Source organism: Neorhizobium sp. T7_12 (assembly GCF_002968535.1).
Lineage (GTDB): Bacteria > Pseudomonadota > Alphaproteobacteria > Rhizobiales > Rhizobiaceae > Neorhizobium > Neorhizobium tomejilense.
On record NZ_PVBK01000001.1, the window covers coordinates 849,134 to 868,516 of the forward strand.

Annotated in this window: 18 protein-coding genes; 12 read left to right on the forward strand and 6 right to left on the reverse strand. The window is 62.6% G+C overall.

Annotated elements, in window-relative coordinates; genetic code table 11:
* Positions 1 to 41 precede the first annotated feature (41 nt).
* The gene (locus C5J26_RS04295) at positions 42 to 893 is read left to right on the forward strand and encodes a MurR/RpiR family transcriptional regulator (RefSeq protein ID WP_105400630.1); all 852 of its coding nucleotides are present in this window, start codon (positions 42 to 44) and stop codon (positions 891 to 893) included.
* A gap of 9 nt (positions 894 to 902) precedes the next feature.
* On the opposite strand, the gene C5J26_RS04300 is transcribed toward C5J26_RS04295, so the two are convergent.
* The 5 genes from C5J26_RS04300 to C5J26_RS04320 all read right to left on the reverse strand — a co-directional run bounded on the left by C5J26_RS04300 (position 903) and on the right by C5J26_RS04320 (position 5,306).
* Positions 903 to 1,553 (reverse strand): class I SAM-dependent methyltransferase, encoded by a 651-nt coding sequence (locus tag C5J26_RS04300; protein ID WP_105400631.1) that lies wholly within the window; start codon positions 1,551 to 1,553, stop codon positions 903 to 905.
* A 94-nt stretch (positions 1,554 to 1,647) separates the two neighbouring features.
* Entirely contained in the window at positions 1,648 to 2,268 is a 621-nt protein-coding gene (locus C5J26_RS04305) for a 2-dehydro-3-deoxy-6-phosphogalactonate aldolase (protein ID WP_105400632.1), read from the reverse strand.
* A gap of 12 nt (positions 2,269 to 2,280) precedes the next feature.
* Positions 2,281 to 3,210 carry a 2-dehydro-3-deoxygalactonokinase gene (locus C5J26_RS04310; protein ID WP_105400633.1) on the reverse strand — a complete coding sequence of 310 codons (930 nt, stop codon included), beginning with the start codon at positions 3,208 to 3,210 and terminating at the stop codon, positions 2,281 to 2,283.
* 2 nt (positions 3,211 to 3,212) lie between these two features.
* Positions 3,213 to 4,136 (reverse strand): 2-dehydro-3-deoxygalactonokinase, encoded by a 924-nt coding sequence (locus C5J26_RS04315; RefSeq protein ID WP_105400634.1) that lies wholly within the window; start codon positions 4,134 to 4,136, stop codon positions 3,213 to 3,215.
* An 18-nt stretch (positions 4,137 to 4,154) separates the two neighbouring features.
* Positions 4,155 to 5,306: a mandelate racemase/muconate lactonizing enzyme family protein gene (locus C5J26_RS04320; RefSeq protein ID WP_172745748.1), complete on the reverse strand. Its 1,152-nt coding sequence runs from the start codon at positions 5,304 to 5,306 to the stop codon at positions 4,155 to 4,157.
* 142 nt (positions 5,307 to 5,448) lie between these two features.
* Here C5J26_RS04320 and C5J26_RS04325 point away from each other — a divergent pair, with 142 nt between their 5' ends.
* The 8 genes from C5J26_RS04325 (at position 5,449) to C5J26_RS04360 (ending at position 14,571) form a co-directional block, all read left to right on the forward strand.
* Positions 5,449 to 7,173 (forward strand): SMP-30/gluconolactonase/LRE family protein, encoded by a 1,725-nt coding sequence (locus C5J26_RS04325; protein WP_172745749.1) that lies wholly within the window; start codon positions 5,449 to 5,451, stop codon positions 7,171 to 7,173.
* 17 nt (positions 7,174 to 7,190) lie between these two features.
* Positions 7,191 to 8,285, forward strand: a complete 1,095-nt coding sequence (locus C5J26_RS04330) for an ABC transporter ATP-binding protein (RefSeq protein ID WP_105400637.1) — start codon at positions 7,191 to 7,193, stop codon at positions 8,283 to 8,285.
* Positions 8,282 to 9,088 (forward strand): SDR family NAD(P)-dependent oxidoreductase, encoded by an 807-nt coding sequence (locus C5J26_RS04335; RefSeq protein WP_105400638.1) that lies wholly within the window; start codon positions 8,282 to 8,284, stop codon positions 9,086 to 9,088. Before C5J26_RS04330 ends, C5J26_RS04335 begins: the two co-directional genes overlap by 4 nt.
* A gap of 84 nt (positions 9,089 to 9,172) precedes the next feature.
* The gene (locus tag C5J26_RS04340; protein ID WP_105400639.1) at positions 9,173 to 10,444 is read left to right on the forward strand and encodes an ABC transporter substrate-binding protein; all 1,272 of its coding nucleotides are present in this window, start codon (positions 9,173 to 9,175) and stop codon (positions 10,442 to 10,444) included.
* Positions 10,445 to 10,700: 256 nt separating this feature from the next.
* Entirely contained in the window at positions 10,701 to 11,633 is a 933-nt protein-coding gene (locus C5J26_RS04345) for a carbohydrate ABC transporter permease (RefSeq protein WP_105400640.1), read from the forward strand.
* Position 11,634: 1 nt separating this feature from the next.
* Complete coding sequence (locus C5J26_RS04350) at positions 11,635 to 12,471, forward strand: carbohydrate ABC transporter permease (protein ID WP_105400641.1); 837 nt, start codon at positions 11,635 to 11,637, stop codon at positions 12,469 to 12,471.
* Positions 12,468 to 13,379: a dihydrodipicolinate synthase family protein gene (locus C5J26_RS04355; RefSeq protein ID WP_105400642.1), complete on the forward strand. Its 912-nt coding sequence runs from the start codon at positions 12,468 to 12,470 to the stop codon at positions 13,377 to 13,379. Before C5J26_RS04350 ends, C5J26_RS04355 begins: the two co-directional genes overlap by 4 nt.
* A gap of 10 nt (positions 13,380 to 13,389) precedes the next feature.
* Complete coding sequence (locus tag C5J26_RS04360; protein ID WP_105400643.1) at positions 13,390 to 14,571, forward strand: mandelate racemase/muconate lactonizing enzyme family protein; 1,182 nt, start codon at positions 13,390 to 13,392, stop codon at positions 14,569 to 14,571.
* Positions 14,572 to 14,627: 56 nt separating this feature from the next.
* Here the strand turns inward: C5J26_RS04360 and C5J26_RS04365 are convergent, their stop codons facing one another.
* The gene (locus C5J26_RS04365) at positions 14,628 to 15,287 is read right to left on the reverse strand and encodes an SGNH/GDSL hydrolase family protein (RefSeq protein WP_105400644.1); all 660 of its coding nucleotides are present in this window, start codon (positions 15,285 to 15,287) and stop codon (positions 14,628 to 14,630) included.
* 107 nt (positions 15,288 to 15,394) lie between these two features.
* Between C5J26_RS04365 and C5J26_RS04370 the strand changes: the two genes are divergently transcribed.
* From C5J26_RS04370 to C5J26_RS04380, 3 genes are read left to right on the forward strand one after another with little or no spacing between them, the layout of a single operon-like run.
* Entirely contained in the window at positions 15,395 to 16,426 is a 1,032-nt protein-coding gene (locus C5J26_RS04370) for a LacI family DNA-binding transcriptional regulator (RefSeq protein WP_105400645.1), read from the forward strand.
* A gap of 14 nt (positions 16,427 to 16,440) precedes the next feature.
* Complete coding sequence (locus C5J26_RS04375; RefSeq protein ID WP_105400951.1) at positions 16,441 to 18,042, forward strand: FAD-dependent oxidoreductase; 1,602 nt, start codon at positions 16,441 to 16,443, stop codon at positions 18,040 to 18,042.
* Positions 18,043 to 18,092: 50 nt separating this feature from the next.
* The gene (locus tag C5J26_RS04380) at positions 18,093 to 19,376 is read left to right on the forward strand and encodes a sugar ABC transporter substrate-binding protein (protein WP_105400646.1); all 1,284 of its coding nucleotides are present in this window, start codon (positions 18,093 to 18,095) and stop codon (positions 19,374 to 19,376) included.
* Positions 19,377 to 19,383: the final 7 nt, after the last annotated feature.

Below are 19,383 nucleotides of genomic sequence, written 5' to 3' on the forward strand. Positions count from 1 at the left end.
ATCCGACCCAAGGCCGTATCGCGGAGCTTCCGAAGGAACGCATGTCAGTCTTAAAGAAGATCAACGCGCAGCTCGAGGATATGGCACCGGCAGACCGGGAGATTGGCCAGTTCATCCTCGACAATCCGGACCAGATGCTGCGGCTTTCCTCGGCAGCGCTTGCGGCCGAGACGGGGCGCAGCCAGTCGAGCGTCGTGAAATTCAGCCAGAAGCTGGGTTTTGCCGGATACCAGGAGCTGAAACTCGCCGTCAGCGAGGCGAAGGCGCAGGAATGGCATGCGCCTCCCGGAATGATCCACGGCTCGATCGAGGTCGGCGACAGCTATCTGACGATCCTGCAGAAGCTGATCGGCAGCAAGATGCTGTCCATGCAGCAGACGCTTGCGGTCAACAACGAGCAGGAGATCGAGCGAGCCCTGACGGCTCTCAACGATGCGCGACGCATCCATATGGCCGGCGTCGGGGCATCGTCGCTGGTCGCCCGCGATTTTTCCTATAAGCTGATGAAGCTCGGGCGCAACGTGCTGCATGACAGCGACAGCCATGTGCAGATGGCGAACGTCTCGACGCTTAACAATCAGGACGTGCTGCTGGCACTTTCCTATTCCGGCACCAGTTTCGAGACATTGAGGATCGCCGAACTGGCGCGCCAACGCGGCGCGACGGTGATCGCCATTACCGGTCTCAACGGCAATCCGCTGATGCAGGCGGCGGATATCCGACTTTATACGGTCGCGGACGAGGAGCGGGTGCGCTCGTCCTCAATCACCGCGCGCGATGCGCAGCTGATGCTGACGGACTTGCTGTTCATCCTGCTCGTCCAACGCCAGCCGGACGCCAATGAATACGTCCACAACAGCGAACTTGCGGTCTCGGTCCTGAAGGCCAAGTGATCCGCGAGTTCACGCGGCCATGCGATGCTTCAGACGCATGACCTTGAAGAAACCATTCGGGAACACGCGACGGATTTCCGCCACCTCGAAATCGCCTCGGCGCTTCGCCCATTCGACAATCCGGGCGATGCGGAAGGACGAGCTCCAGCCGACCCGATGCACCAGCGGCGCTACGGCTTCCTCGATCGCCCCTTGCAGGCCGCGCCCGTCGCCAAGCTTGCTCGCGACGATGATCTCGCCACCCGGGCGTAGCACGCGGGCGCACTCGTCAAGAGCACGTTCGGGATCCGGGATCAGCGTGATGACGAAGGGCAGGCAGACTACGTCGAACGAACGATCGGCAAATTCGAGATTGTGCGCATCCATGACATGCAGTGACTGAACGTGGGCGAGGCCGGCGCGCGCGACCTTCTCGCGCGCCTTGGCGATCATGTGTTCAGAAAGATCGATGCCGGTGACACGGCAGTGTTTCGGATAATAGGGCAATACGAGCCCGGTACCCACGCCGACTTCGAGGATGTCTCGTCCGGCTTCGGCGGCGAGCTTTGCGACAGTGCGATGCCCGTCGCGTAGCAAGCCTCGATAGACCCGGTCATAGACCGGCGCCCACCGTTCATACACCTTCTGCTGATGTTCGGCGCTGTTGCGGATAACTGCCAAGATCGTCCCCTCCGGTTTGCCGCGAATTGGGCTGAAACTCAGGACGAAAACGATAGTTCCGCTTCACGACGGTTTTGCGACGGAGGCTCAGACCTCAGAGCGCACGCATCGCGTCGATGAATTCTCTCGCCTTTTGCCCGATGGAGGCGAGGTCGACACCCGGTTTGTAAAGGGAGGAACCGATGCCGAAACCGGCTGTGCCCGCCTGCGCGTAGACAGCCATATTCTCGGGCGTGACACCGCCGACGGCGAGCACCGGGATATCCTTCGGCAATACTGCCTTCCATGCCTTGATGACATAGGGCGGGATCGCTTCCGCCGGAAAGGCCTTGATGCCGCTGGCGCCGGCCTCGATCGCCGCGAAGGCTTCTGTCGGGGTTGCGACGCCCGGCAGGCTCACCATGCCTGCCGCGCGACTGGCCTTGATGACCTCGACATTCGCGTTCGGCGAGATGATCACCTTGGCGCCGGTCGCGGCGACGTCGGCGACCTGGGCAGGTGTCAGTACGGTGCCGGCCCCGATCAGTGCCTGGTCTCCGAAACGTCTGACCAGCTTTTCGATGCTCTTCAGCGGGTCGGGGGAATTCAGCGGGACTTCGATGATCCGCCAACCCGCCTCGACGAGTACCTCGCCCACCGCTTCCGCTTCTTCCGGCTTGATGCCGCGCAGGATGGCGACGAGATTGCATGCCTTGAGCGCCTCTTGGAAGGTCATCTCGAAACTCCTTTATTGCGCGGCTTCGGCCGCGATCAGCATGATGCCGCGTTTCGCGGCGTTTTCCGGAGCGGGTTCGACTGTCAGGCCAAACAGCGGCGCGATCCGGCCGTAGCGGCTGTTGAGCACGTTGTTGCCGACGATGCCGATCGTATCGCCGTTCTTGAACCAGCCGGCGGCACGGGCCTGGCGGAATTCCGAGCCGATGACGAGGCCGGAGACGTAATCGAGGATATCTTCGGGCTTCAATTTGCCGTCGAGAATGCCGGTGCGGGCGCTGAAGATCGCCGACAGGAAGGCATCGGCGGCGGCCGATTCGCTCGCTGCGAAGTCCGCCCCGCGATCGAAACTCTGCCAGTCCGGCTCGGCGCCCGGCTGCGGCTCGAGAGCCTTGGCGATGAAGGAATGTTTGGTCAGAAGCGAAAATACCTCGCCGGTCGCGTAGGTCTGGAAACCGTCGACGCGGTTGTCCTTGACCCGTGCCCATTTGCTATGGGTGCCGGGCAGGACCAGGGTGCGTTCGCGCCCGAGGCCGTAGCCGACGATTTGGGTTTCCTCGCCACGCATCACATCCGGAAAGGGTTTTGCAGCCGGATCGCGCATGCCGGGCAGGAAGGTGATGACGGCGCCATTCTGAAGAACAAGTTTGCGCGTGCCGGCGGCAAGCTCGGCGATCCCCCCGGGCGTGTCCACATAGGGTACTTCGACCCAGCCGTTGCGGCTGGTGATCATGCCGCTTGCCAGGACGGGCAGGGGGCCATGCGCCGAAAACCATTCGCCCACGGTTTCCATCAACGCCTGCTCGAAGGCGCCGTTCTTGACGAACTGGATGCCACCGCTCGACGTATCGCGGGTATCGAGCGTTTCGCCGGTTTCCGAAACCAGCATGGCGCGCAGCGAACTCGTTCCCCAATCGAGGATGATCGAGGTGGGTTTTGGCATGGTCACATTTCTCCCGAAGCGGCTTTCGCCCCTTCGATAGCCCGTGACGTATCACCCTGTCGAGAGGCGACCCGGCGGAAACCGGCGGCGATGTCGGGCGTGACGAGATTTGTGCCCGCCCCGAAGATCTCGAGCGCCGTCTTGTAACGCTCGGCGAGCGCGGCGTGACCGACAATGTTGATTTTCCTCGGTTTGTCCTGTCCGAGCGCTTCCGATATTTCCGCGCCGATCATCAGGCCGGTCAGATAGTCGGCGATCTCTTCCGGCGCCAGACGATCGAACAGGACCAGGCTGCGCGCTGAAAAGACGCGGGCGAGGATGCGGCCGGGCAGCGTCTCTTGTTCAAGCGCCGTCTGGACCCCGCGGCGAAAGGCGTCCGGGCGCTCCTCGTAGGTTGCCGGGATGAGGCGCGAGACAAGCGAATCCTTGTTGAGCAGATTGAGGATTTCGCCCGACATGTAGGTGGTGATCGCCGTGATGCGGCCGCCCTCCATCGTCACCCATTTGGCATGCGGACCGGGCAGCACGAAGATGCCGTCGGTTTCCGTGAGACCGAAGAGCGACATTTCCTCACCGCGCATCACGTCGGGCAAGGGTTTGGTCTGGGCGATGCCGGGCAGGAAGATCAGCGGCGGCAGACCTTCGACCTCATGCGTAACCGCTTGGGCCAACAAATCCGCAGGCCCAGCCGGCACCGGGGCGAAGGGGCTTTCGATCCAGCCGTTGCGGCTGGTGATCATGCCGGAAAACAGGATTTTTTCGGCCCTGTCGATCCAGTCGCCGAGTTCTTCGCGGAGTGCGGTCTCGAAACCGCCGGCTGCGACCTTGGTCGTGCCGCGGTCGCTCTTCTTTTCGCCATGCACCGTGTCGTCGTCGAGAAGCAGCGCACGGAAGGCGGCGGAGGTCCATTCGATTGCAATATACATGAAACAATCCTCAAGGAATCAATAGGCAGGTTTGACCGGGAACCAGTCCTTGCGCTCGGTATCGAGATAAGCGCCGGCAATGCCTGGCACGCGGTATTTTTCAAGCATTTCGATATCCACCTCGACGCCGAGGCCCGGCCCTTCCGGCACCTCGAAGCGGCCATCCTTGAGAGCCGGCGGATTGGGCGAGATATCGCCGCCGAGATAGGCGCGCTCGGTATCGATGGCGATCGACATGTTGGGAAGCGATGCCGCGAGATGGATATAGGCCGATTGCGACAAGGCCAGTTCCGCGCCGGAATGCAGCGTCACCGGGATGCCGACCGCCTCGCAGATGGCCGCGGCCTTGATCGTCTGCCACAGGCCGCCAGCCTCGTGCGGATCGAGGAGCACGACATCGGCTGCATTGGCGCGGATGATGTTTCCGACATCGGACAGCGTATAGGCACTTTCGTCGAGCGCGATCGGCACCGTTGAGCGGGCAACGAGCGCCGCATGGCCGGCGAGATCGTCGAGCTCCAGCGGCTGTTCCACATAAGCCGGGTCGAAAGCCTTCAGCTTTTCGAGCTGGCGTTTTGCGGTCGCCGGGTTCCAGGCGCCGTTGACGTCAAGCCGCAACGGGTGGTCGCCTATCACCTTTCTGGATGTCTCGGCGAGCGCGATGTCGCTCCTTTCGTCGAAGCCGATCTTTACCTTGAAGGTGGTGTATCCAAGATCGAGGAACCGCTTCAGGCGTTCTGAAAGACCTTCGGGGTCGTTGGTGAAGAGATAGGCGGCGGCTTCGACATCGTTGCGCCAGCGGCCGCCCCACATGGCATAAAGCGGCAGGTTCGCCTGTTTGCCGAGCGCATCCCACATCGCCATTTCCATGGCGCAGATCGCCATCACTGCGGCGCGCTTGTGGTGATAGAAGCCGGCGCCGAGCACATGGCGGTGGAAACGTTCCGCATCCGCGACCGGGTAGCCGATCGCGAGGGGTGCGACGACATCGGCGAAGACTGCGGGCACGTTGGCGATTAGCGAGATTGTCTCGCCCCAGCCGATGATCCCGGCATCCGTCTCAATGCGGCAGATCAGCCGGGTCGTGCCGATTCGCCGCCCGGAACCCCAGAGAATGTCCTCGGTGAACGGCATACGGACCAGCCAATGGTCCACTTTGGTAATGCGCAAGATGTCCTCCCATGGACGGCAACTTCCTTGCCGCTTCAGTTTCGCTGTTGACATGGAACTTAGTTCCAAGATAACTCTCTTGGCAAGAGCGAGGCGGCGTGCTGTGGGAGCGGCATCAAAAATCGTCGTCCAGGGAGAGGGCATGGCCAAGGTACAATTGGAAGCGATCGACAAGGATGTCGCCAATGATACGGGCGGCGTGCCGGGTGTTCAGGCGCTGACGCGCGGCATCCAGATCGTCGATGCGGTGGCGGCGGAAGCCCGCGGCCTGCGCTTCACCGAACTGCTCGACCAGACCCAATTGCCGAAGGGCACGCTGCACCGGCTGCTGCAGGCGCTGGTCGACGAGCGGCTGCTCCACTTCGATACCCGCGACCAGGTCTACCGACTGGCGCCGCGGCTGTTCCAATGGGCGCACAAGGTCTGGGACAATTTCGATCTGCGCGGCGCGGCCGAACCGGAACTGGCGCGGCTTCGCGACCTGACGGGCGAGGCGATCCGCCTCGGCGTGCTCGACGGCGGCAGCGTCCTTTACATCGACCAGCGGGAAGTGCCGCAACCGCTGCGCCTCAACAACGGCGTCGGCTCGCGTGCAGCACCGCATGCCAGCGGCCTCGGCAAGGCGATCCTGGCGCATCTGTCGCTCGAAAAACGCCGCGCGCTGCTCGACGGCATCGAACTGGAACGGCTGACCCCGAACACGATCGTCAATGCCGAGGAACTGGGCCGCCAGCTCGATCTTACCAAGGCACGTGGCTACGCCGTCTCGGTCGACGAGCAGCATATCGGCATTTCCTCGGTCGCAGCACCCGTCCTCAACCATCGCGGCGAACCGATCGGCGCCATTGGTATTATCGGCCCGTCCTTCCGCCTGCCGGTCGACCGGCTGCACGCTTTCGGCCGCGACGTCATCGAGGCGGCGCGCCGCACATCCGGCAATTTTGGAGAGTTTCCCATGTCGCTTGCGGTCAAGCCGCGTCCTCTCGGCCCCGATCGCGCCGACGTGCGCTGCGTCATTCCGGCAAGCACGTTTCTCGGCGAAGGCCCGCACTGGTCGCCGGAGCACAAGAAGCTCTATTTCGTCGATATCCTGGCGCCCGCTGTCCATACCGGCGACCCCGCCAAGGGCACCTATACATCCATGCAGGTGCCGGAACTGATCGGCTTCGTCATCCCTCGCTCGCGCGGCGGCTTTGTCGCCGCCATGCATGGCGAGATTCGCGGCATCGATCTTTCGACCGGCGACATCACGACGATCTCGCGGCCGGAGGCCGACCGTCCCGGCAATCGCTTCAACGACGGCAAATGCGACCGTCGCGGCAGGCTCTGGGCCGGGACGCTGGCGATCGACACGACGCCGGACCAGGGGCGGCTCTGGAGGATCGATCCGGACGGTCGGTCGCGGGAGATGGATCGCGGTTTCCACGTCTCGAACGGTCTCGGCTGGAGCCCGGACGACCGCACCTTCTACTTTACCGATACCAACCGGCAGACGGTCTATGCCTACGACTTCGATATCGAAAGCGGCGAGGTCGCCAACCGGCGTGTGTTCATCACGGTGCCGGAGGCCGAGGGCAAGCCGGACGGCATGACGGTCGATGCGGAAGGTTTCGTCTGGATCGCCCATTGGGACGGCTGGTGCGTTACCCGCTACGACCCGCAGGGCAAGGTGGAGCGGGTGATCAACCTGCCGATCCCGCGCCCGACGAGCTGCGTCTTCGGCGGTGCCGACATGCAGACCCTGTTCGTGACATCCGCCCGCATCCGGCTTTCGGCAGCGCAGCTTTCCGAAGCGCCGCTCTCCGGCAGCGTGTTTTCCATCGATACCGGCATCAAGGGCCAGGCAGCCCAGATGTTCGGGGGCTGAGACATCAAGAGACACCCATGGCCAAGCTTGAACTCAAAGACATCCGTAAATCCTTCGGCTCGGCCGAAGTCCTGAAGGGCATCGACCTGACGGTCGAAGACGGCGAATTCGTCGCCTTCGTCGGCCCGTCCGGCTGCGGAAAATCGACGCTCCTGCGTCTCATCTGCGGCCTCGACGAGATCACCTCGGGCAAGATGGCGATCGACGGCGAACTGGTGAACGACGTGCCGCCCGCCAAGCGCGGCATTGCCATGGTCTTCCAGTCCTACGCGCTCTATCCGCATATGACGGTTGCCGAGAACATGGGTTATGCGCTGCGGCTTGCCGGCACGCCAAAGCAGGAGATCGAGACGCGTGTCACCCAGGCCGCCAAGAAACTCCGCATCGACACCTATTTGGAGCGCAAGCCCCGCCAGCTTTCCGGCGGCCAGCGCCAGCGCGTTGCGATCGGCCGTGCCATCGTTCGCGAACCACGTATCTTCCTGTTCGACGAACCGCTTTCCAACCTCGACGCCTCGCTGCGCGTGGAAATGCGCATCGAGATCGCCCGCATGAAGGATACGCTCGGCACGACAATGGTCTATGTCACCCACGACCAGATCGAGGCGATGACGCTGGCCGACAAGATCGTGGTGCTGAATTCCGGCCGCGTCGAGCAGATCGGTTCGCCGCTCGATCTCTACAACAAGCCTGTGAACCGCTTCGTTGCGGGCTTCATCGGCTCGCCGCGCATGAATTTCCTGGGCCTCGGCGCCAGGAAGAGCGAAGGCGTCTTTGCCGTTCCGGGCGGAGAGGTGCGTCTGCCGCGTAACCTGTCCTCCGCGCCGGCGGAGATCGGCATCCGGCCGGAGCATGTGGAACTGGTCGGCCGTGGCGCACCGGATTCGCTCGCTGGGACCGTGACCATGACCGAACATCTCGGCAGCGACACCTATGCCTATGTGGCGCTCGAAGGCTCCGAGGAGATGGTCGTCGTGCGGCTTTCCGGCGATCGGGCCGTCAAGCGCGGGGAACCGATCGGCGTGCATGTCGATCCGGCCATGATCCACGTCTTTTCCGTTGATGGCCTGTCACTGGCTTCGGCGCGTCCAGTCGCCCTGGAGGCCGCATGACCATTCATCCGGAACTCATCGCAAAGGCCGAGGTGGAGGCCGCGAAGTACCCCAGCCTCAAGGGCAGGGGTGTGCTGATCACCGGCGGCGGTTCGGGAATCGGCGCTTCGCTGGTCGAGCATTTTTGCGCCCAGGGCTGCAAGGTCGGGTTCCTCGATCTTAATGCCAATGTCGCCGACGAGACGGCCGCGGTAGTCGCGAGAAAGACCGGCAACAAGCCGTTCCATGGTACCGCGGACCTGCGCGACATCGACGCCCTGAAGGACGGGATCGAGGCGCTGCGATCCGAAATAGGACCGATCCGGGTGCTCGTCAACAATGCCGGCAATGACGACCGCATGCCGCTCGAAGACGTGACACCGGACTATTGGGACGAGCGTTTCCAGACCAACCTGCGCCATCAGTTCTTCGCGGTCCAGGCGGTCGTGCCGGAAATGGCGGAGGCTGGCGGCGGGTCGATCATCAACATGGGATCGATCTCGTGGATGCGCGGCGCGGCCGGGCTGATCTTCTATACGACCGCCAAATCCGCCGTCATGGGTATGACCAAGTCGCTCGCCCGCGAACTGGGGACACGCAATATCCGCGTCAATTCGATTGCGCCCGGCTGGGTGTTGACCGAGCGTCAGGTGGAGCGCGCCAAGCGCGTCTATCAGGGCAAGTTTTCTGAATACCTCGAGGTCCAGTGCCTCAAGGAGCATCTGCTGCCGCCCGATATCGCCCGCATGGCGCTGTTCCTGGCGGCAGACGATTCCCGCCTCATCACGTCGCAGACATTCATCGTCGATGGAGGCGTCGTTTAACGAGGGAAAGCGGATCCGGCGCTCGCCGCTTGACCTTTTTCGGGTTGAAACAGAGTTCCATCATCATCGTTTCGGGAGGATTTGATGAACACCTTTACCAGACTGATCGGCACCGCCGCCGTCGCGCTTGCGCTCGGCTCGGGTGCCGCCAAGGCAGCCGATCTCAGCTTCATGAGCTTCACGTACGCGGAAGAGGCTAACAAGGCGATCGTCCAGGGCGTCCTGGACAATTTTCAGAAGGCCGAGAAGCTGACGGTCGAGCCGCTCGGCTTCGCCTGGGGCGACATGCAGAAGAATATCTTTCTGCGCGCCCGGTCGAAGACCTTGCCCGATGTCGCCCAGCTTTCCGAACGCTGGCTGCCGACTTTCGCGAGCCTCGACAATCTCGTCGACCTGAACACGGTCTACGGCAAGGACAAGCTTCAAGCGGCTTTCGCGCCGGATGCGCTCGCCATGGGCAATATCAACGGCAAGCAGCTTGCGCTGCCGCTTCTGTCCGGTTCGATCGGCATGGTGGCCAACAAGGAAGTGCTCGCGAAGGCCGGCATCAATGACGCGCCGAAGACCGTCGACGACTTCAAGAAAGCTCTGATCTCGGTGCGCGACAAGGTGCCCAACTCGGTGCCGTACTCCATGGCGACCAAAAACAATGGCTCGATCCTGATCGACTTCATGGTCTGGAACTGGGTGCATGGCGGCCGGATCATCGACGACGCCGGCAAGGTCGTCGTCGACAGCCAGCAGAGCCGCGATGCGCTCGGCTTCATGGTCGGCCTGCTGAAGGACCGACTGGCGGCTCCGGAAATAGACCGCCCGGATTCGCGCCGCCTGCTGGCGCAAGGTGCGTCAGCCTTCTATCTCGACGCCCCGCAGACCCGCACTTTCCTGCGGGATTTCTCCGGCAAAGGCCAGGCATTCGATGCCAACGTGCTGCCGATGCCGACACCTGTGCTGAAGGCTGGCGACAAGTCCGTTTCCGTCCAGTGGGGACATCTGCTCGTGCAGTTCGCCGCCGGCGGCAAGGCCAAGGCCGACGATCCGGCCGACAAGTTCCTGACCTACATCATTTCGGACAAGGTGCAGACGGACCTTCCGTTGAAGATGAGCGCGCTGCCGGTCACCAAGTCCGCCCGCGCGGCGGTTGCCGACGACGCCTATCTCAAGAACTGGTCGGCCGCGACGGGTGACGCCCGCCGCAACGAAGTCGGCATCTGGTCCAATGCCGCCGACCTCACCAACATCATCGGCGAGGAAGTGCAGGGCGCGCTGCTCGGCCAGAAATCGGCCGACGATGCCATCAAGTCCATGCAGGCTCGGCTGACGACCAGCATGGAGAAGGCGAAGAAGTCGGAATAGGTCGGCGATCGCGGGTGAGGGCGATCCCCTCACTTGCGATTTCTAACACTTAGCTGCGCTAAGATGTTGAAATCGCGTTCTCTCCCGCAAGGGGAGAGATACCGGTGCCGCAAACTCGGCGTTCTACCTCTCCCCTTGCGGGAGAGGTTACAAAATCACGATCTTAGCTTCAGCTAAGTCGTAGATTTTGTTGGTGAGGGGACCGTACTTGCACAGGTCCCAAACTCGAAAGTGTATCGAACAGGAAATAGCCTCTATGGCCGTGATCGAAAACAATGTCGGAGCCTATCCGGTCTCGCCGCATGCGAACCGAGGGGGCCTGAAAGCGGGGCAGAACCGCATCGGGCTGCTTCTGCTGTTGCCGGCGGCGATCGCCTTTGCTGCGGTCATTCTCTATCCGTTTCTGTCGGCACTTGGCCTGTCGCTGTTCGAATATACCGTCGAGATGATGGAGCCGCGTTTCATCGGCTTCGAGAATTTTTATAAGATCGCATCGGATCCCGATGTCTGGGTGGCGTTCTGGACGACGGCCATCTATGTGGTGTTGACGACAACGGGCACGCTGGTCGCCGGTCTCGGCTGGGCGTTGATCATGAACCAGCCGTTTGCCGGCCGCGCGGTGCTGCGGTCGCTGTCGCTGCTGCCCTGGGTATTGCCCTCTACGGTCAGCGCCTTCATCTGGGGCTGGATCTTCAATTCCCGCTACGGCGTGCTGAACGCCTTCCTGATGGAGCTTGGCCTGATCGACTACCCGCAGGCCTGGTTGTCGACGCCTGAAGGCGCGATGCTCGCGGTGGTGCTGACCAAGATCTGGCTCTCCATCCCACTTTTCATGTCCTTTTTCCTGGCCGGCCTGCAGAACCTCGACAAGGAGCAGATCGATGCGGCGCGCGTCGACGGCGCCGGCAACTGGGCGGTGCTGCGCGACCATATCCTGCCGCATCTGCGTCCGGTTCTGATGATCGTCGTGGTTCTCGGTGTGATCGGCAATCTGCAGCAGTTCGATACGATTTACGCGCTGACCGGCGGTGGGCCGGTGCGGGCGACGACGGTTCTGTCCGTCGAGGTCTATCGCCGCGCTTTCGAGCAGTGGGATATCGGCTTTGCCTCCGCCGTCGGCGTCCTCTGGGTTGCGGCGCTCCTGCCGCCTGCCTTCCTCTATCTGCGCATGCTGGTGAAAGGAAACTGAGATGTTCGACCTTTCCTCCCGTCAGGCAAAAATCGTCTTCTTTGCCGCCCTTGCGGTGATCGGCTTCTTCCTGTTCTTCCCGCTCTACTGGCTGGTGATCTCGTCCCTGAAGGCGAATGCCGAGCTTTACCGGGTCGTGCCGACGCCGTTTCCGACCATGCCGAGCCTTGAGCATTTCATCCGGGCGCTGACCACCGGCAAACTGCCGATGTACCTGATGAACAGCCTGATCACCTCGACCTGCAGCGCCGCGCTGGTGACACTGCTGGCGCTCTATGCCGGCTTCAGCTTCGCCAAGTACCGCTATTTCGGCCGCCAGCCGGTGATGTTGTTCATGCTCTCGGCGCAGATGTTCCCGTTCGGCCTGCTGCTGATCTCCATCTATCCGCTGATGAGCGAGCTGAACCTGCTCGACACAAGGCCGGGACTGATCCTCAGCTACATCGTCTTTGCGCTGCCGGTCTCGACCTACATGCTCTACAGCTACTTTACCCAGGTGCCGGACGAGCTGATCGATGCGGCGCGGGCGGACGGTGCGAGCGATCTCCGGATCTTCCACACGATCGTCATCCCGATCTCGATCCCCCCGATCGTCACGGTGTTCCTCTATTCCTTCATGTGGTCCTGGAACGACCTTCTCTATTCGATGACGCTGATCGTCTCGGACGAGAAGCGCACCATCGGGCCGGGCCTGCTTCTCACCTATCTCAACGAGGTCAATTCCGACTGGGGCGGCGCCATGGCGGCATCGCTGATCGCGTCTGCGCCCATCGTCGCGGCCTTCATGTTCCTCCAACGTTACTTCATTCAGGGCGTCACCGCCGGAGCAGTCAAATGAGCAAGATCCTTGCCGGGGCTTTCCCCGTTCTTCCCACACCGTTCCGCGACGACGGATCGATCGACGAGGCGGACTTCCTGTCGATCATCGATTTCGCGTTGGAGAGTAACGTTGACGGCGTTGTGTATCCCGGTGTCGCCAGCGAGGTGGACACGCTGACGCCGGAGGAGCGCAAGCGGCAGGTCGAGGTGCTTGCGGATCGGATCGGCGGACGCATCCCGATCATTATCGGCGCCAGCGATCCGGACCCGAAGGCTGCGGCGAAACATGTGGCGCAGGCGGCCGAGATCGGGGCAGGGGCGGCGATGGTGATGGCGCCGTTGTCTCTCGGTAACGACATCGCTGCCCAGACCGCTTATTTCCGGGAAGTGGCGGCTGATGCGGGTGTGCCGATCATGCTGCAGAACCAGCCGAAGCCGATCGGCGCGGGGCTGACGCCGGAAGAAGTGGCGGCGGTTGCCAATGCCGTGCCGGAAATTCGCTACGTGAAGGAGGAGACCGCGCCCTGCGGCCAGCATCTCACACGCATCAAGGCTGCTGCCAACGGTTCGCTTGACGCGATCTTCGGCGGCGCCGGCGGACGTTACGTTACCGATGAACTGGCGCGCGGTGCGGCCGGCACCATGCCTGCTGCCGAGCTTGCCGATATCCATGCGCAGATGATCCATGCCTGGCAGAAGGGCGATGTCGCGACGACACGAAAACTCTATAACGTCTCTCTGCCGCTTCTGAATTTCCAGGCCATCTTCCGTATGCATATGACGAAGGAAGTGCTGCGCCGGCGCGGTGTCATCAAGCACACGTTCGTCCGCGGCAAGGGGCCGAAATTCGACGAGGGCGATGCCAAGGAACTGGCGTTGCTTCTGGCGGAGGCCGATCTGCCCTATACCAATCACAAGCCGAACTGAGCTAGAACCCATGCCGAAAAACGTCGTCGATGCGATCGTCTCGGTCGAGACCTTCATCATTTCCATTCCCCGCGAGGTGCCCTATCTCGGACCTCTGAAGGAAGGCGAGGCGATCAACGCGCGCGGTTACCTGATCCGCAAGGGCAACCGCACCATCTATCCCTCGACCGACATGACGCTGCTGATCAAGGTCACCGGCGAGAGCGGCAAGGTCGGCTGGGGTGAGTGTTATGGGATCGTCGCGCCGGAGGCGACCAAGGCGATCATCGACGACGTGCTCGGCCCGGTCATCATCGGCCGCGATCCGGGCGATGCGGCGGTCATCCACGAGGACCTCTACGACCTGATGCGGGTGCGCGGTTTCTTCGGCGGCTATTATCTCGACGCGCTGGCAGGCGTCGACATCGCGCTCTGGGATTTGACCGGCAAGAACCTCGGGGTGCCGGTCTCGACACTGCTCGGCGGGCGACGGCACGATACGATCCGCGCCTATGTCTCGGGCCTGCCGAAAGCGACGCTGAAGGAGCGTTGCGATCTGGCCGTCCATTGGGTCGGCAGGGGCTACAAGGGCATCAAGTTCGCGGCGGTGGTCTCCGAGGAGGATATCGTCAAGGAAATGGCGGCTCTGCGCGAAGCGGTCGGGCCGGATATCGACCTGATGGTCGACCTGCACTGGAAATTCGAGGCGGGCGAGGCGATCCGCATCATCCGGCGGCTGGAGCCCTACAATCTCTATTTTGCCGAAGCGCCGGTACAGCCGGAGAACCTCGAGGGGCAGGCGCGGGTTGCGGCCGGTATCGGCGTGCCGCTGGCGCTCGGCGAGGAATTGCGCACCACCTACGAATACAGGCCGCGCTTCGAAAAGCGGGCGATGAGCATCGTGCAGCCGGAAATGGGGCATACGGGCATTACCGAGTTCATCCGCATCGGCCAGATGGCGCAGGCCTTTCATATGAACATCATGCCGCACGCATCGATCAGCGTCGGCATCTTCATGGCGGCCAGCCTGCAGGCCGCGTCGGCGCTGCAGAACGTGCCCTATCACGAATACCAGCACTCGATCTTCGACCGGAACCTCACCTATACGGAGGGCGACATGGCGTCAGGCGAGGGCACCTACGTGGTGCCGACCGGTGCAGGTCTCGGCGTCGAGCCGAAGGAGGACGTGTTCGAGTTTGTCGTCAGACGGTGACAGGATCGTGAAGGGGCTGTCGCCGCATGGCGACTGCGGCGCAGCGCCTGAGATCATCACCGTGCGGCATCTCGGAACGCTTCGAAGATCACCCGGTGGCCGGCGTCGTTGGGGTGGGTGATGTCGGGTGAGGCGAGAAGTCCATCGCCGGGCTCTAACATCCGTTCGTAGACTGGGGCGTAAAAAATCGAGAATTGCCGGGCAAGCTCGCGGACCGCTTCCACATAACGCTCGAACCCCTGGCGGGTCTGGCCGGTGAACCCTGCGCTTCCAACCGAAAATCCGGCATCCGGAATATAGGGCGGGCTGCCGATCGCGATCCTTTGCCCGTGCCCGGCGGCGATCAGCCCCTTCAGGATACGGCTATAATCCCGCACGAAGCCTGCAACGTTCATGGTTTCGGGGGCCGCAGTGTAGCGAGCGTCATTGTAGCCGTAGAGGATCAGGATCGCGTCCTCGTGCGGTCGATCAAGAAGCGCTTGAACAAACCTCCCGATGCCATTGTTCAGTCTCGGCTTTCCATCGACAAATTTTGAGCCCTGCAACACCGTTCCCGGGATGGCGTGATGGCGGATCGGGAAGCCTTCGACCGCACCGGCAAACAGTGCCGGCCAGGCAAGTTCGGCCCGGGAGGCATTGAAGCCGGCGGTGATGCTGTCGCCGAATACGCGGGTGCCTGAAATTTCCAGCGATTTCAAATGCTCCGCAAACCTCATCAACTTTTCCTTCATTTTCCCGCTTGACAGCCACCGCCATAATCTTGTTTATACGTATTAGCTGCTAATACGCATTAGCAGTCAAGAGGAGAGAGGGAGGACCTTGCGTGGCTGCGCCTAAGCGTTTGACTCAGCACGACATTGCGAAATTGGCCGGCGTCAGCCAGGCGACCGTTTCGCTTGTGCTGAACGGCGCGCCAACAGCTCTGGCGCGTATTCCGCAGGAGACCCGCGAGCGCGTCCAGCAGGTCATCCGTACCACCGGTTACGTCGCCGATCCGATCGCGCGCCGGATGGCGAAGGGGCTCAATCGCATTCTCGGCGTGTTCACCTACGAGCCGGCGTTTCCAAGCGCCCAGGCAGACTTCTTCACGCCCTTCCTGCTCGGCATCGAGGAAGAGGCGCAGATCCAGAATTACGACCTTCTGCTCTTGACCGGCGCGGGCGTTGGGCAGGATCGAAAGATCTTTGCCGACGGCAATCGCTTGAGGATCGCCGACGGCTGCCTCGTGCTCGGCCGCGAATTCGACCGCGCCGAGCTGACGCGGCTGGTATCCGGCGACTATCCGTTCGTGGCGATCGGCCGGCGCGAGGACGCCGGCGGGCCCGTTCCTTATGTCGGCGGCGATTATGCGAACGGCACGCGGGCGCTGGTCGAGAAGGCAAGGGTGCTCGGGCATTCGAAGCTTGCCTATATCGGCCCGCCGGGACCGGCGGAATCGACTGCCGATCGGTGGTCGGGCTTCGATGGAGCCCTTGGTGACGGTCTCGAGCTTGTCCTGCATATCGAAACAGTGGGCCGCGCGGCAGACGAGATACTGGACGCGCTTTTCGGCAGCGGTGCGACCGTCGCCTTCTTCGTCGAGCTCGCCGATGCCGTGCGCGTCGAGGCGGCTGCCCGCGCGCGCGGCCTGTCCATTCCCGGTGACTTTTCCGCCGTCGTGCTGGGCAGCCATATCCGCGCCGAGCGCAGCCATGTGCAGTTCACCGCCTTCGACATCCCCCGCGAGGAGATGGGCCGGCAGGCGACTGCGATGCTGGTGCGCCGCATCGAGAGCGGCGAGCCTGGCCAACAAATTCTTCTGACCTGTGAACCGGTCGAGGGGGAAACCCTTGGACCCGCAAAAAGACGGACATGATCAACGTGACAGAGATGCATACGGATATTCTGGTGGTAGGCGGTGGTCTTGGCGGCGTTGCGGCAGCACTCGGTGCGTGCCGGGCAGGCCGCAGCGTGATCATGACCGAGGAGTTCGACTGGATCGGCGGCCAGCTGACCAGTCAGGCGGTGCCCTCCGACGAGCATACCTGGGTCGAGCAGTTCGGCATTACCCGCTCCTACCGGAAGCTGCGCAGCGGCATCCGCCAGTATTATCGCGACCACTATCCGCTGACCGAGGGTGCCCACGCCTGGGGCGACCTCAATCCCGGTGCCGGCTGGGTCAGTCGCATCTGCGCCGAGCCGCGCGTCAGTCTTGCCGTCATGGAAGCGATGCTGATGCCTTATCGCGGCGCCGGCAAGCTGAAGGTGCTGCAGCCGTATCGCCCGGTCGCCGCCGATGTCGACGGGGATACGGTGCGCTCCGTCACCGTTCGGCATCGCGACACCGGACGGGAGATCACCATCTCCGCCGCCTATATCCTCGATGCAACGGAGCTCGGCGATCTGCTGCCGATGACCGGCACGGAATATGTGAAGGGCTTCGAGGCCCAGTCCGACACCGGCGAGCCGAGTGCGCCGTCTGAAGTGCAGCCGGACAATGTCCAGGCCGTGTCGATCTGCTTTGCGATCGATCACGTCGACGGCGACCAGACGATCGACAAGCCGGAAAATTACGACTACTGGCGCACGTACCAGCCGCATTTCTGGGGCGGCCCGCTGCTCGGCTTCACCGCCCCGCATCCGCGTACGCTCGATTTCACCACCCGCTCGTTCACACCCAATCCGAATGACGATCCGCTCGCCGTCGATGCCGACCAGCGCAAGGGCGGCGGCGACGAGAACCTGTGGATCTTCCGGCGCATTGCCGCGCGCAATAACTTCGTGGCCGGCGCCTACACCTCAGACATCTGCCTCGTGAACTGGCCGATGATCGACTACATGGAAGGCACGATCATCGACCTTTCCGAAGAGGACAAGGCGAAACAGCTGAAATCGGCTGCCGACCTCTCCTATTCGCTGTTCTACTGGCTGCAGACCGAAGCGCCGCGTGTCGATGGCGGCCAGGGCTTTCCGGGGCTTCGCCTGCGCGGCGACATTACCGGCACCGAGCACGGGCTTGCCATGGCTCCCTATATCCGCGAGAGCCGCCGCATCAAGCCGGTTACCCGCGTCGTCGAGCAGGACCTGTCCTATTCGGTGCGCGGCGAAAAGGGCGCGGTCAACTACCGCGACAGCATCGGCATCGGCATGTACCGGATCGATCTGCATCCCTCGACCGGCGGCGACAACTATATCGACGTGCCGTCCTGCCCGTTCGAGATCCCGCTCGGGGCGCTGCTGCCGCAGCGGGTGAAGAACCTCATTCCGGCCGGCAAGAACATCGGCACGACCCACATCACCAATGGCTGCTACCGGCTCCATCCGGTCGAGTGGAACATCGGCGAGGTCGCCGGCATGCTCGCCGCCCATTGCCTCGACAAAAATCTTACGCCGCATCAGGTCCAGGAAAACGACGAGAAGCTCCAGAGTTTCCAGAGAGAGCTTACCCGTGAAGGCATCGAAATGCGCTGGCCGGACGTCGCCGCTTATTAGGACCGGCCGGGGGCCTGTCTATCAAACCAATCTTTGGAGGAGGAACGGGAATGAACTATTACAAGACATTGAAATCGGCGGTCGCCGCAATCGCGGTTGCCGTGCCGCTCGGCATTTCGCTCGTGGGGAGCGGCATTGCCAACGCCCAGGACGCGATCAACCTGCGCATGACCATCTGGAGCGCCAACGAGGCGCATCTGAAGCTGTTCAGCGACATCGCTGCCGGCTTCAAAAAAGACCATCCGAACGTGACGGTGACCTATGAGTCGCTGCCCTTCGATACCTATACGACGGCGCTGACGACCCAGATCGCCGGCGGCAATGCGCCTGACATGGCCTGGATCTTCGAGACCGCCGCCTATGACTTCGTCAATTCCGGCGCGCTCTATCCGCTGACGGACACGCTCAAGGCCACCAAGGGCTACAATGCGGAAGAACTGAGCACCACGGCCGCCGAGCGCTGGACCAAGGACGGCAAGCTGTTTGCCTATCCGTTCTCGACCTCGCCGTTTGCGATGTTCGTCAATAACGACCTCATCAAGGCTTCCGGCGCCAAGACTCCGGCGGAAATGATTGCAGCCAACCAGTGGACTTGGGACAACGCCATCGCCACCGCATCCACCGTTGGCAAGACCGGCAAGGGTGGCCTGATCGTCCGCGACTTCAACTATCAGATCTGGCAGAACCTCGCCTCCGTCTGGAACGGCTGGGGGGCTTCGCCCTGGAGCGCCGACGGCAAGACCTGCACGATGACCGAGAAGCCGATGGTCGACGCGCTGACCTTCATTCACAACGCCGTCTTCAAGAACAAGGCGATGCCGGGCCCCGGCGAAAGCGTCGACTTCTTCGCCGGCAATGCGGCAATGACGATCACCCAGATCAGCCGCGCCTCGCTGCTGCCGAAGGACAAGCCGTTCTCCTGGGATCTCGTGCCGCTGCCGAAGGGTCCGGCCGGCAATTATGCGCTGATCGGCCAGGCCGGCGTCGGTGTCATGCAGTCGGGCAAGAACGCGAAGACGGCCGCCGAATTCGTCGCCTATATGACGAACCCGGAAAACTCGGCCAAGCTCAGCCAGTTTTTCCCGTCGGCTCGCAAGTCGTTGCTGAATGCCGAAGTCCTGAAGAAGACCAATCCGCTGCTGAGCCAGGAACAGATCGACAAGGTCGTGATCTCCGGCATTGCCACCGGCAAGGTCATTCCGGGCCACACGGGCTTTGCGCAGATCCAGCAGGTGGTTCGTTCGGGCCTCGATGCCGTCTGGCGTCCGGATGCGAATATCCCGGCAGCCCTCCAGCAGATCTGCGGCCAGATCGGCCCGCTTCTGAAGCGCTAAGGGGGCT